This is a genomic window from Fibrobacter sp. UWB10, assembly GCF_900182935.1.
GTDB lineage: Bacteria > Fibrobacterota > Fibrobacteria > Fibrobacterales > Fibrobacteraceae > Fibrobacter > Fibrobacter succinogenes_O.
The window spans coordinates 143,921-157,300 of record NZ_FXUE01000005.1 but is presented as its reverse complement, the minus strand read 5'-3'; the positions used below and the strand labels follow the sequence as shown (position 1 = coordinate 157,300).

At 51.9% G+C, this 13,380-nt stretch carries 7 protein-coding genes; 5 read left to right on the top strand and 2 right to left on the bottom strand.

Annotation, left to right across the window (positions count from 1 at the left end):
• The first annotated feature begins 33 nt into the window (after window positions 1-33).
• The 4 genes from QOL41_RS12130 to QOL41_RS12115 all read left to right on the top strand — a co-directional run bounded on the left by QOL41_RS12130 (window position 34) and on the right by QOL41_RS12115 (window position 6,186).
• A complete protein-coding gene (locus tag QOL41_RS12130; protein ID WP_283429969.1) occupies window positions 34-1,323 on the top strand; it encodes a homoserine dehydrogenase in 1,290 nt (429 codons plus the stop codon).
• Window positions 1,324-1,378: 55 nt separating this feature from the next.
• The gene (locus QOL41_RS12125) at window positions 1,379-2,830 is read left to right on the top strand and encodes a sugar transferase (RefSeq protein ID WP_173652694.1); all 1,452 of its coding nucleotides are present in this window, start codon (window positions 1,379-1,381) and stop codon (window positions 2,828-2,830) included.
• Complete coding sequence (nadC, locus tag QOL41_RS12120) at window positions 2,830-3,693, top strand: carboxylating nicotinate-nucleotide diphosphorylase (RefSeq protein WP_173652693.1); 864 nt, start codon at window positions 2,830-2,832, stop codon at window positions 3,691-3,693. Before QOL41_RS12125 ends, nadC begins: the two co-directional genes overlap by 1 nt.
• A gap of 171 nt (window positions 3,694-3,864) precedes the next feature.
• A complete protein-coding gene (locus tag QOL41_RS12115; protein WP_173652692.1) occupies window positions 3,865-6,186 on the top strand; it encodes an NADP-dependent malic enzyme in 2,322 nt (773 codons plus the stop codon).
• Window positions 6,187-6,273: 87 nt separating this feature from the next.
• Here QOL41_RS12115 and QOL41_RS12110 read toward each other — a convergent pair whose 3' ends face one another.
• The gene (locus tag QOL41_RS12110) at window positions 6,274-6,885 is read right to left on the bottom strand and encodes a hypothetical protein (RefSeq protein ID WP_283429968.1); all 612 of its coding nucleotides are present in this window, start codon (window positions 6,883-6,885) and stop codon (window positions 6,274-6,276) included.
• A gap of 466 nt (window positions 6,886-7,351) precedes the next feature.
• On the opposite strand from QOL41_RS12110, the gene QOL41_RS12105 reads away from it, so the two are divergent.
• On the top strand, window positions 7,352-11,038 hold the full coding sequence (locus tag QOL41_RS12105) for a DEAD/DEAH box helicase (protein ID WP_283429967.1): 3,687 nt from the start codon (window positions 7,352-7,354) through the stop codon (window positions 11,036-11,038).
• A gap of 137 nt (window positions 11,039-11,175) precedes the next feature.
• Here the strand turns inward: QOL41_RS12105 and QOL41_RS12100 are convergent, their stop codons facing one another.
• Window positions 11,176-13,266: a glycoside hydrolase family 5 protein gene (locus QOL41_RS12100; RefSeq protein WP_283429966.1), complete on the bottom strand. Its 2,091-nt coding sequence runs from the start codon at window positions 13,264-13,266 to the stop codon at window positions 11,176-11,178.
• Window positions 13,267-13,380: the final 114 nt, after the last annotated feature.

The window sequence follows — 13,380 nt, the reverse complement described above, 5'->3', positions numbered from 1 at the left end:
TGTGCGCGTAAAAATTTAAAATGGAGACGCCTTATGCTGCGTATTGGTCTTATTGGTACTGGAACCGTCGGTGGCGGTGTTATTCAGATTCTGGAACAGAAGATTGCTGAATACAAGGAAAAGCTCGGTGTTGAACTCGAACTGGCTTGCATCTGCGCCAAGTCCGAAGAAGAAGTTGCCCCGTACAAGGCAAAGGGCTACAAGGTTTCGACCAACGCCGACGAAATGATTGCCGGTAACGATATCGACGTGCTCGTGGAACTTGCCGGTGGCTACAACATGCCGCGCAAGTGGATCCTTGCTGCCCTCGAAAGCGGCAAGCACGTGGTGACAGCCAACAAGGCTCTCCTCGCCAAGTACGGTCATGAAATTTTCCCGCTTGCAGCCAAGAACGGCCTGCATGTGCTGTTCGAAGCAGCTGTTGGCGGTGGCATTCCTATCATCCGTAGCCTGCAGGAAGGCTTGCTCGGCTCTACGGTGGAACACCTGAGCTGCATTATTAACGGTACTTGTAACTACATCCTCAGCCGCATGGCCGACGAAGGTCTGGACTTTGACGTGGTTCTGAAGGATGCCCAGAAGCTCGGCTTTGCCGAAGCTGACCCGACCTTCGATATCGAAGGTATTGACTCCGCTCACAAGACTGCCTTGCTCGCTAGCCTCTGCAGCGGCCACCGCGTGGACTTCGAAAAGATTCATGTGACGGGTATTTCCAAGATTACCGCCCAGGATATCGCATTCGCCAAGGAACTTGGCTGCTGCGTGAAGCTCCTCGGCATCTATCACCGCGACGGTGACCGCGTGGACGCCCGTGTCCATCCGTGCTTCGTTTCTAACGAAAACCTGCTCTCTAACGTGAACGGCGTGATCAATGCCGTGTACCTCAAGTGCGACAACCTGGGCGAAACCGTTCAGACTGGCGCCGGTGCCGGCCGCTTGCCGACAGCCTCTGCCGTGGTGGCTGACCTTGTTTCCTTGGCCCGCTCTGTGGATCAGGGTTCCCGCAAGGCGCTCCCGATGGGCTGGTTCAACGTCGACAACTCTGCAACGCTCGTTCCGATTTCGGAAACCTCTGCCCGCTACTACCTGCGCTTCACCTCTCGTGACGCTTGCGGTGTGCTCGCCAAGATTACCAGCATCCTCGCTGAAAACAAGATTTCCATCGAAACCATTATCCAGAAGAACGTGAAGGATCCGGGTAAGGTTTCTATCGTGGTGATCACCGAAAAGACTCAGGATTGCAAGACCTCGAAGGCGGTCGACGCTATCGACGCTCTGCCCGAAATTGTCGAAAAGAGCCAGGTGATTCGTTTCCTCGCCTAAAAACTGCGTAAAACGAAAAATCTGAAACTCTGCAATTTGGTAATTTAGGGTTGCTATGATTCGTGCAGCTACATTGGAACGCATTCTCGTAGTCCTTTCGGACTTCGTGGCCTTGTCAATTTGTTTTGTGCTCGCCTTCTGGGTGCAGTTCCACAGTGGCTGGATTGCCGATAAGTTCGATCCGAGCAAGACTTTTGCCGAATATTGGCACATGGGCCTCGTGCTCAATGTGGGCTGGCTTGTGCTGTTCACATGCGCAGGTCTTTACCGTTCATGGCTGTTGATGTCTCGTACGCACCAGACTTTGCGTGTGCTGCGTGCGATTCTCATTGGCATTGTCTTGATTATTGCGGTGCTGTTCGGCGCTGAATTTATCGGTAAGGTCATGGTGAACGAACCGCTCAACCAGGGTTACCTGTACGGTTCTCGATTCCCGTGGATCTTTATTTACGGCGGCTTTGCGCTGTTCCTGGTGATTGTCTTTAGAATGTTTATTTACCGCTGCCTGCGTGGACTTTTGAGCCGCGGTTTTGGCGCGAACAACATTCTGGTGCTGGGTGCAACCGAAGCCGGCAAAAAGATTGCCGAAGCGCTTGCAAAGACTCCGGAACGCGGCCAGCGCGTGGTGGGCTTTGTCGATGAACGCTTCCAGGTCATGGAACATGAGTTTGCGAATGTGCCGGTGCTCGGCAAGTACGCTGACCTTGCTGCCCTCATTAAAAAGTACAAGGTAACGGGCATTATTATTGCGCACGAAAGTTCTTCGCCGCAAGAAATTATGCGCGTGCTTGTGTGGGTGTGCGACCAGCCTGTTCACATTTACTTGGTGCCCGAACTTTACAGCGTGATTAACGGCCAGTTCAAGGCGAACTTGGTTTATGGTTTTGAATTGCAGGAATTGTTTGCGTTTACCATGCCCTTGTGGCAGGTGCGCGTGAAGCGTGTGATTGATATTCTGTTTGGCGCCTTTCTCGGAATTATTTCGTTCCCGGTTTGTGTGCTTGCTGCTATTGCAATCAAGCTCGAAGACCATGGCCCGGTGTTCTATTCTCAGGAACGCATTGGCCTTTATGGTAAGCCGTTTACGGTGTTCAAGTTCCGCACCATGCGTACCGATGCCGAAAAGTTCGGTGCCCAGTGGGCCACTAAAGATGACCCTCGCATTACGAAGGTGGGCAAGTTCTTGCGCAAGACCCGTATCGATGAACTTCCGCAAATTTTGTGCGTGCTTAAAGGCGACATGAGCATGGTGGGCCCGCGCCCGGAACGTGCCGTGTTCATTGCCAAGCTTCGCGAAGAAATTCCGTTCTATATTAGCCGCCTGAAAATGAAACCGGGTTTGACCGGTTGGGCTCAGGTGTGCCACCATTACGATACCAGCACCGAAGACGTGAAAATCAAGTTGCAGTACGACATGTATTATTTCGAAAACATGAGCCTGCTTCTTGACTTCCAGATTTTGGTGCGTACAGTTTATGTTGTTCTAACCGGCAAGGGAGCGCAGTAATGTACGGCGACAATTCCACCCCGATTTTTCCTACCGAAGATGCTTTGACCATGATTCGCTTGGCGCTTGCCGAGGACGTTCGCACGGGTGACGTGACGAGCGAATGGACGATCCCTGCTGACCAAAAGCAGCATGCCCGCTTGATTGCAAAAGAAGACGGCGTGCTCGCAGGCCTTCCGGTGATTGAACTTGTGTTCCAAGAACTCAAGGCAAACGTGAAGGTGACTCTCCACAAGAAAGACGGCGATGTCGTGAAGAAGGGTGACTTGATTGCCGAAATGGACGGCACGACGCACGAACTCTTGACGGGCGAACGCACGCTTTTGAATTTTATCCAGCAGCTTTCCGGTGTGGCAACGGTTGCCCATACTTTCCAGGAAGCTTTGAAGGCTGGCAAAACTAAAGTTCTCGATACCCGCAAGACGGTTCCCGGTTTCCGTACTTTGCAGAAGTATGCCGTTCGCGTGGGTGGCGGTTCCAACCATCGCATGGGTCTCTTTGACATGGTGCTCGTGAAGGACAACCACATTGCTGCTGCAGGTGGCGTGCTCCAGGCTCTCGAAGTCGTGAAGAAGAACAACAAGCAGAACTTGATGGTCGAAATGGAAGTCGAAAATTTTGACCAGCTGCGCGCACTCCTGAACAAGGGTGTAGACGTAATTATGCTTGACAACATGAGCAACGAAATGATGGCCGAAGCCTTGAAGATTATCAAGGAAAGCGGCGACAAGGTGTTGGTCGAAGGTTCCGGCAACATGACGCTCGAACGCGCCAAGGAAATTGCGACCCTCGGCCTTGACTATATTTCGGTCGGCGCCCTTACACATAGTGTAAAGGCCCTCGACATTTCCATGAGAATTTAAAAGAGAAAAAAGCCCAAAAGGGGCGTCTAGACTCCTTTTAGACGTCAAAAAAATACATCTTTCTTAAATGGGTACAAAAATCTTTACAGTACCCTTTCTTTTTTCTATTTTTGGGCGCGAAAAAATTGAACTTTCGCGGCTTTAGATGCTGGCGAAAATAAGGAGAAAAGAATGAGCAAGGATTTAAAAGAAAAAGCTCTCGAATACCACGCCATGGGCAAGCCCGGCAAAATCGAAATCGTGCCGACCAAGCCGCATAGCACGCAGACCGACTTGGGTCTTGCTTACACTCCGGGTGTAGCTGTTCCTTGCTTGGAAATTGAAAAGGATAACAACCTCGCTTACGAATACACCGGTAAGGGTAACCTCGTCGCTGTGATCAGTAACGGTACCGCAGTGCTCGGCCTCGGCGACATTGGCGCTCTCGCTGGTAAGCCGGTGATGGAAGGTAAGGCTCTCCTCTTTAAGATTTACGCCGGCATCGATGTGTTTGACATCGAAATCAACGAAAAGGATCCGAAGAAGTTTATCGAAATCGTGAAGGGTATTGCCCCGACGTTCGGCGGTATCAACCTCGAAGACATCAAGGCTCCGGAATGCTTTGAAATCGAAGACGCTCTCAAGGCAGAACTCGATATCCCGGTGATGCACGATGACCAGCATGGTACGGCTATCATTTCTTCTGCTGGCCTTTTGAACGCTATCGAAGTTGCTGGCAAGAGCATTCGCAACGTGAAGATGGTGGTGAACGGTGCGGGTGCAGCCGCTTGCGCCTGCACGCGCCTCTACTTGTCGCTCGGTCTTAAGAAAGAAAACTTGGTGATGTGCGACAGTAAGGGTGTCATTCGCAAGGACCGCAAGGGCCTTACCGAAGCGAAGGCTTTCTTTGCAACCGACCGCACCGATATCGAAACGCTTGAAGATGCCATGAAGGGCGCAGATGTGTTCGTCGGCCTCTCCAAGGCTAACGTCCTGACTCGCGAAATGGTCCGCAGCATGGCCGATCAGCCGATCGTTTTCGCACTCGCCAACCCGAACCCCGAAATCAGCTACGAAGAAGCCATGGCAAGCCGTGGTGACCTGATTTTTGCGACGGGCCGCAGCGACTATCCGAACCAGGTGAACAACGTAATCGGTTTCCCCTACATTTTCCGTGGAGCCCTCGACGTTCGCGCCACCTGCATCAACGAACACATGAAGCACGCCGCCGTGCGCGCCATTGCAGCCCTTGCCCACAAGCCGGTTCCGGATGTGGTGAACATCGCTTACAACTCCCAGCGCTTTACCTTCGGTAAGGAATACTTGATTCCGAAGCCACTCGATCCGCGCCTCTTGACCGATGTGTCTATCGCTGTGGCTAAGGCCGCTATCGAAAGCGGTGTGGCCCGCAAGCCTATTACCGATTGGGATGCCTACTATGATCGCCTGCGCGACATGATGGGTTACGACAACAAGCTTATCCGTCAGTTCAGTGATACGGCTCGCAGCAACCCGAAGCGCGTGGTGTTTGCCGAAAGCAACCTTAACATGCTCAAGGCCGCTGTTCAGGCCAAGACCGAAGGCGTTGCACACCCGATTCTGCTCGGCAACCCCGAACGCATTCAGATTATCGCCCAGCGCGAACAGCTGGACCTTACGGGCATCAAGATCGTGAACCCGCGTTCTCCGGAAGAATTTGAACGTCGCCGCAAGTATGCCGAAATCTACGCCGAAGAAAACGGCCGTAACGGTGTGACGCTCGACGAAGCCCGCGACGACATGTTTGAACCGAACCACTTCGGTATGATGATGGTGAAGGTGGGCGACGCTGACGCTCTCATTTCCGGTGGTTACTCCAAGTATTCCGAAACGATTGAACTCGCCAAGGAAATCATCGGTATCCGCGAAGAATACAAGCACTTCGGCGCTATGCATATTTTGAGCACCCGCAAGGGAACGTTCTTCCTGGCCGATACGCTGGTGAACCGCGACCCCGATGCAGAAACGCTCGTGGATATCGTCAAGCTCACTCACGACGCCGTGCGCTTCTTTGCCCACGAACCGGTGATGGCTATGCTCAGTTACGCAAACTTCGGTTCTGACAAGGGTGCTCCGCGCGGAACGTCCAACACTGCTCGCGAAGCGGTGCGCTTGATTCATGAACAGTATCCGGATTACGTGATCGACGGCGAAATGCAGGTGAACGTGGCTCTCGATAAGGACCTGCGCGACACCAAGTACCCGTTCAACAAGATCAAGGGCCAGACGGTCAATACGCTCATCTTCCCGTGCCTCTCTTCTGCAAATACCACTTGCAAGATGCTCCTCGAAATGGGCGTGGGCGAATCCATCGGTCCTGTGCAGATGGGCTTGAACAAGCCGGTTCACTTTACCGACACCGATGCTTCTGTGCATGATATCTTCAACCTGACTGTTGCCGCCGTGATCGACGCCATTGTTCAGGAAAAGAAAGACGAAGAAAAGAACCGTAAAAAATACGACAAGATGTGGTAAATCTGTCGCTCAAAATAGTCTTATAAAAAGACCGCGTGCGTAATGCATGCGGTCTTTTTTTGCAAGGTTGTTTAGATAAAATTTAGATTACTTTGTCCAGAGCTTCTTGATAAACTTGTCGTAATAGGTTTTGGCAACATTTTCGTTGCTAAAGCCCTTCGACGTTGTGAACACGACTGTGTCCTTTCCGTGAATGACGCGGTGAACGCCGATGAATCCGAGGTATGCGGAGCATTCTGTGTGATGGCGAGCTGTGGCGACATTGTTGCCGTGGTTTACACCGTGGCGAGCGTCATCCAAGAACTTATTCGGATTTCTCGTGTTGACCGGGTAAACGTGGCTTTCGATAGTGGCGTTGCTATACGGAACCATTCCGCCAACCTGGCTGTCGTAGACTTCAACTTTAGTTGTGGTTGTTCCGAGAATATCGTAGCAGAGGTTTTCCGGATCGTAAGTTGTAGAGATGCTTGTAGAGCCGGTCATTCTTACGGGGAACTGCGTGACAGTCTTAGATGCAGGGAAATCTGCAGTGTTGTAGGTTTTCCTTGCTAAAGCGGTTCCGTTTTGGATGTCGCCAACATAAGCAATGCTTTCGCCAATCGAAGAGTCGTCGTTGACGCGTGCTTCTGTTCCGAGGCCGGATTCCTGTGAGCATGCAAACAAGAATGCAGACAGTGCTACGAGGGAAATATATTTCATTTGTTCTTACTCCTTTTTCCTTTGTTAAATTGTTGGTAAAATCAAATATAAAGTATTTTGAAGTGCTTTTGTTGCGTTATTTGATTGAAATAACTGTAAAATTTTTATAAAGGAGAATAATGTATTTCGCTGTATTTAAAACGTCCTGCAATTGTTTAACTTGTCTAAGTTTTTTATAATAAAATAATATTTTAGATTTTTTTTAATTTCAAAGTTGCTTAGTTTTTCAATGAAGCGCCGTAAGTCGAGGATAAGTAGAACTTTTTGTTGTTAATGGAATGTTGACAAGAACCGTGCTTTTAAGAGCCATTGAATCCTGTCGATTTGCACAAAGCCCTTTTATAGTCCTTTTTGTTTAAAATTTTAAACATCAGGCGGTGCTTCAACATTAAAGTTCTACATAGTCATGATTAAATTGCTCAAATGAGCAATTTTCTTCGTGAAAATTTGCTATATTTGGGCGACTATGGAATATGGTGTTTATGGAAGTGCTTGGTGGAGCAAGCAGTGGCTAGACCGCTTGCTTGCGGGTGCTTCTGAACGCGATATCGATTATGCTTTTAAGTATGTGGGGCGCGGGCAGGTTCAGCCGTTTACGGTGAACGATAATCGCGTCATGGCCGAGGTCAAGGGCCCCAATGGGGGTCTGCACAATGTGTACCTCGTGTTCCCCAAGTTCGATAAGGAACGTGGGGAAGCTTTTGTAGGGCTTTTAAAGCAGCAACCGGTTGAACTTATGGCGCTTTCGAATGGCGCCCTCAACCCCTCTATCGAACTGCTTTTGTCGAAATGCGGGCTTTCTCTGTTCGAAAGCTTTGACCAGGTGAACATGAATTGCGACTGCAAGGACGCTTTGCCTTGCCGTTACGTGATTTGCGTGTTCCTGAAACTGGCCGAAATGGCGTCGGCCGACCCGTTTTTGCTGTTTAGACTGCATGGGCTTGATATTGCTTATCTCAAGGATTATAAGCCCGAAGAACCGGTAGAATCGGACGTGCCGCGCGAATCGACACTGGTGCGCATTTTGCCGGTGAATAACCGGGTGGCGGCCCCGCGCGTGCCCATGTTCAAGTTTGAGGAATGGCGCGACTATTCGCATGTGTTGCCGGCCATGCTCAAGAACTTCCCGGATTTTTGCCCGGCGGGGAACTTTAAGAAGAGTTTTGTCGACGAGTTGGCTCGTTGCCGCGAATTCTACAACCACTTTGAAAACTTTGGCCAGTTTGCGCAGGACTTTGGCATTTACCATGCCCGCACGTTCTTGATGGAACAAGAACGCCTGCAGCTGATTCACGCTCGCCCCTGGCAGTGGACTTTTGACCAGATGGTCGATGAAACGGTGGTGGCCTCTGCGCTTTCGGTCGAAAACGTGATGGGTGCCCTTTGTCGCCTGAATCAGGATTGCGTTTGGCATAACCATGTGACCGTCCGCTTTTTGCACCAGCTTTTGCAGGTGGCGTATTACCTGGTGCGTTGCGGGGCGATATACCCGCAAGTATTCTGGCTGAATAACGTGACCGCGCAGGTGCGCTGGCTGCCTGCCGAAATGTTGCCCGATGTGCTTGCGATTGTAGCTGAGCTTGAAAAGTCCGTGCCCGATGATTTTGCGTTTACTGTTCGCGATGGGTCGCGTGAAGAAAATTCTCGCGAAGAAAAATCTCGTGAGGATCTGGATGCTGCGGCCGAGCATATTCTTTCGATTTTCATCGGTAAGCTTTTGCGTTTTGCCCGCACCGCCCAGAATTACAAGAAGGGTCCGCATGAAAACTTGCTCGGATTCTTTTTCGATTGCAAGTCGGGCAAACTTGCCGCCAACGGCCTCAAGATTCCGTCCAAGATTCAGGCGTGGTTCTCGGTTTACAATTCGCTGGAATTCAACCACAAGATTGTTTTTGTCTGCTCGGAACTTGGCAAAGAAATTGCACTGAATGTCTTTATCGAAGATGCTTCTGGTCGCGTGCCGCTCGCGCAGCTGTTCCGCGATAGCGATCCGAGACTCTTGTCGCTCTTGAATGTGCTGAATTGCATGGCCGAAATTTTCAAGCCCATGAAGGCTTACCTTGAAAATCATGCGGCGGAGCCTGTGGTCATGCATGGTGCCGAGCTCAAAGAATTCGTGAATTACACGGTCAAGAAGTCCGAAGTGTTTGGAATTGTGACCGAAATTCCCCGCTCGCTTTTGGAACGCACTCGCCCGAAAACCCAGATGAAGTTGAAGGGTAGCCTTGGAATCGGGGCGTTTACTGCAGGCGACTTGCTGGACTTTGACTGGGAAGTGGCTCTTGGCGAAGACAAAATCTCGGCCGAAGAATTCCTGAAACTTGCCCGCGATGCTGAAGGCTTACTCAAGTTCAAGGACCGCTATATTGAATTCAACAAAGACGACTTGGATTTGTTGCAGCAGCGCTTGGACGAACGCGAAAAAGAGAAGGCGAAAAAACAGAAAGCAGATGATTCTGACGATGTTGAAGTCATCGATGGCTCCGAGAATGCGGAGTCGGCCGAGGCTACGGAACAGTTTATTCCGTCTACCGCTAAGCTGGTGCAGGCATGCCTTACCGGCAAATGCGACGACATTACGGTCGATATGACCGATGGCCTGAAGGACCAGTTTGACGCCTGGCGCAGTGAAACGAACTGCTCGCTGCCCGAAAATTTGAACGCGACGCTCCGCCCGTATCAGGAACGCGGCTATTCCTGGATGTACAAGAACCTGCAAATGGGTTTTGGCTGCATTCTGGCTGACGATATGGGTCTGGGTAAAACGCTGCAGGTGATTGCTTTCTTGCTCAAGCTAAAGCAAGAAGGGCGCCTTGCCGAAGGGCGCGCACTTGTGGTGGTGCCGGCGGGCCTTTTGCTGAACTGGCAGATGGAAATCAAGAAGTTCGCGCCCGCGCTGACCGTGTTTGCATACCATGGTGCCAACCGCAAGCTTGAAAAGTTTGATGCCGACTTGCTGATTACCACGTATTCGACATGCCGCCTTGACTTTAAAAAGCTGGAAAAGCTGAATTGGCAAGTGGTGGTGATTGACGAAGCGCAGAACATCAAGAATGCCGACAGCGAACAGAGCCGCCGCATTCGCGCATTCCGTGCGCCCATGAAGATTGCCATGAGTGGCACGCCGGTCGAAAACCGCCTTATGGAATTCTGGACGATTATGGACTTTTGCAACCGCGGCTTTTTGCCCTCGGCAAACGAGTTCCGCGACAAGTTCGAAACGCCAATCCAGAAGAACGCGAACCAGGCGGTGGCCGAGCATTTCAAGAAGATTACGGCGCCCTTTATGCTGCGCCGCATGAAGACGGATAAGTCTATTATTAGCGACTTGCCCGATAAGATTCAGCAGAATGAATACGCCGAACTCACGCGCACGCAGGCTGCCTTGTACAAGCGCACGCTCGACGAATTCATGAAACAGTTGGAACTTTTGGCCGAGGGGGCCTCGCTCGATATCAATGACGATGTGCTTGCGGCTGCCGCGGGCGATTCGCTAGATGCCGGCGAAGGTTCTGGTGGTCACAATCTCTTCAAGCGCAAGGGCTTGATTCTGCAGATGATTCTCGCGCTCAAGCAGATTTGCAACCACCCGCGCACGTATTTGAAGGCGGGGGAGGCCCGCGTCGAAGATTCCGGCAAGCTCGGCATGTTGCTCGATTTGCTCAAGTCTATCGAAGAATCCGGCGAAAAGACAATCATCTTTACGCAGTTCCGCGAAATGGGCGAACTCTTGCAAGAAACGCTCGATCGCGAACTCATGATTAAGGCGGATTTCTATCACGGCGGCTGCACGCAGAACCAGCGCAACGAAATGGTCCGCAAGTTCCAAGAAGACCCGGAAGTCAAGGTACTTATTCTGTCCTTGAAGGCGGCTGGAACCGGCCTGAATCTGACTGCGGCCTCGCAGGTGATTCATTACGACTTGTGGTGGAATCCGGCTATCGAAGCACAGGCCACCGACCGCGCCTTCCGTATCGGGCAGACCAAGAACGTGCAAGTGCACCGCTTTATTACCAAGGGCACCTTCGAAGAAAAAATCGACGCCTTGTTGCAGGCCAAGAAGGCTGTTGCCGACATGACCGTGAACGCCGGCGAAACCTGGCTTGCGAACATGGACGACAAACAACTCACCGAAATATTCAATCTCGACTAGCCGGGTTTGCGTGGCAACCACGCAAAAAAATCCGGCCCTATGTAGGACCGGATTTCGCTGCTTTTCCAAGCAGCTCCCGGCTAGACACTCCAACCTTGCCGGGATCCACACCAGACTTTTTTTACGACGGGATTTTTTTACTTCAGAATCACCTTCTGCATGTAGCGCTGGCTGCCCTGCTTGATCATGAGCATTGCCGGGCCGCGATAGTTGCTAGAAAGTTCAACCGAGTTCATGCCCTTGTTGGCGGTAAAGTTCTGCTGAGCAATCACCTGACCGAGGCTGTTCATGAGCATTGCCTTGGCCGGAGCAGTCTTGGCTGCTACAAAGTGGGCGCTCACCATGCCGGGCTGCACGTTCACGAGCATCTTGCTTGCGGCGGCAACAGTTGCGGGCTTGATGGCGGAGCTGCCGTCGAGGGCGACAACCTTGCCGCTTGCGGTGCCTTCGAGCTGCGGTTTCTTGTCAAAGTCGTCGATAACTTCGGTAGAACCGTCGGCCTTGATACCCTTGATGTAGTCAAAGGTAATGGTGCCGGTGACCTGCGTGCCATAGAGGTTCAGACCGATGGCGTTTGCAGAGTTGAGACCGGTCGGTTCAGAGCGGAAGTCTTCCCACTTAACTTGGATTGTCTGGAATGCGTCTGCGTCGAGGTCCTTGTCGGCCTGTTCAAGAATAGAGGCGTCGAACCATGCCCAGCTATCACCCGTCATCATGAAGAAGTCCATGGAGGTCCAGCCGTATTCACCGCAACCATCGCTTGCGCCAGAGCAGGGACCTGCCGTGGCAACTTCGCCCTTCAAGCGGACTTCAATACCCACATATTTGGAAAGATCTTTCTTGGAACCCTGGAGGTTGATGCGCAGCGTTCCCACTTCGCTAGAGTCAGAGGTTACAGTCTGGTAAGTCACCTGGACGCCCTTGCCTGCTTCGGTTTCGGGAATGTCGGGGTTCTGGTTGACGAGGGAATCAATGCTGTTGCCCGGGAGAGATGCCTGGCCATAAGCTTCGCGCATAGCGTTCAAGGTTTCGACGTCGGTAATATCGCCCACGTTGCCACCGAACTTGTTTACCTGGCGGCGAATAATGGTGAAGTTACCATCGCCTTCGTCGCCGGTATCCCACACGCAAGGAACGAGACCGTTCTTCTTGGCTGCGGCAACCGTATAGCCGTACCAGGCGGCGCGTGCCTTCAGGTGAACCTTCAGGTTGTCACCGGTGAGGACACCGAGGCGCTTGACGGCACCCATTTCACCAATCACGACAGGAATGCCCTTGTCGTAGAAACGGCTCTTGAGGCCACTGAACAGCTGGTCGATAGATTTCTTGGATCCGAGGGCGGAGCCGGAGCAAGTGTGTGCGGCATCGTTACCCGGAGTCTGGTCTTCCCAGTAGTAGAACATCTTGCCCCAGTCTTCGTCACCGCTGGTCATCAAAGAGAACTGATACGGATAGAAGTGGACTTCGGCCATGGTGTAGCCTTCGCCTGCCGGGTCAGTCGGGTACATGGATGCGAGCAACGGAGACTTGTCAATTTCGGTACGCGGAGACTGCACGACCACGATACGGGTTGCGTTGTTTCCGCCGGTAGAACGCACTGCCTTAAGGCATGCTTCGTGATAGCTCTTGAGAACCTGCATGCGGGTTTCGTCGAATGCCCACTGACCATTGTCGGAACCGCCGTTCCACGGGTCGTTCACGCCCGGTTCGTTGGCAGAGGCAAAAATCAGGTGTTCGTCGTATTCGGCGAACTTGGTTGCGATCTGCTTCCAGTAGCTTTCCTGCTTGGCGGCGATATCGGCTGCAGAAACAGTCACTTCGCCGGTCTTGTCGAAGCCCTTGCCGTCAAAAACGTGGTCTTCGAGCCAACCTTCGTCCCAGTGGCTGTTCAAAATGGCGTACATACCGTTGCCGATCACGAGGTCGACAACAGTCTTTACGGAGTCGAGCCAGCCGGCGTTAATGGTGCCGTTAGAGGCGTGGCTGTCCCATGCGCAAGGGATACGCACGGTGTTGAAACCTGCGTCCTTGATGGCCTTCACGTAAGCGGCATCCGGGAAGGGGTTGCCCCAAAGTGTCGGGTTCTTGGGCACTTCCATCGTGTTACCGATGTTATAGCCGAGACCCATGTCGGGGTAAATTTCGGTTGCCTTGGGGAGGGCAAATGCTGCAGTGCTTGCAAGCAGCGTCATGCCGCAGGCGATTCCGAAGAGTCCGTAAAGTTTCATTTTATGCTCCTTTTGGGGTTGCACCCGTTTTAAGCCTTAGATAACCAAACATCTTAGTCTTTGTATTGAAATTAAATTCTGCGGGTAATGATGTAAATAAAATAGTGTCGGCGT